Source organism: Bacillus sp. EB600, from assembly GCF_024494385.1.
Lineage (GTDB): Bacteria > Bacillota > Bacilli > Bacillales > Cytobacillaceae > JAEVLT01.
The window spans coordinates 1-357 of record NZ_JAEVLT010000183.1; the positions used below are offsets into that span (position 1 = coordinate 1).

1 rRNA gene is annotated in these 357 nt (G+C 49.6%); it reads right to left on the reverse strand.

Annotated features, from left to right (window positions below):
- Nucleotides 1–356 (reverse strand): 23S ribosomal RNA (locus JN080_RS29325); the annotation flags it as partial.
- Nucleotide 357: the final 1 nt, after the last annotated feature.

Here is a 357-nt window from a genome sequence, read left to right on the forward strand (position 1 = left end):
CTTTCCAGATCGCTTCATCTACCCCGTTCCTTTGTAACTCCATGTTGAGTGTCCTACAACCCCGAAAGGCAAGCCTTTCGGTTTGGGCTATATCCCGTTTCGCTCGCCGCTACTCAGGGAATCGCAATTGCTTTCTCTTCCTCCGGGTACTTAGATGTTTCAGTTCCCCGGGTCTACCTTCATTACCCTATGTATTCAGGTAAAGATACTGTTCCATTACGAACAGTGGGTTCCCCCATTCGGAAATCTCCGGATCAAAGCTTACTTACAGCTCCCCGAAGCATATCGGTGTTAGTACCGTCCTTCATCGGCTCCTAGTGCCAAGGCATTCACCGTGCGCCCTTTCTAACTTAACCT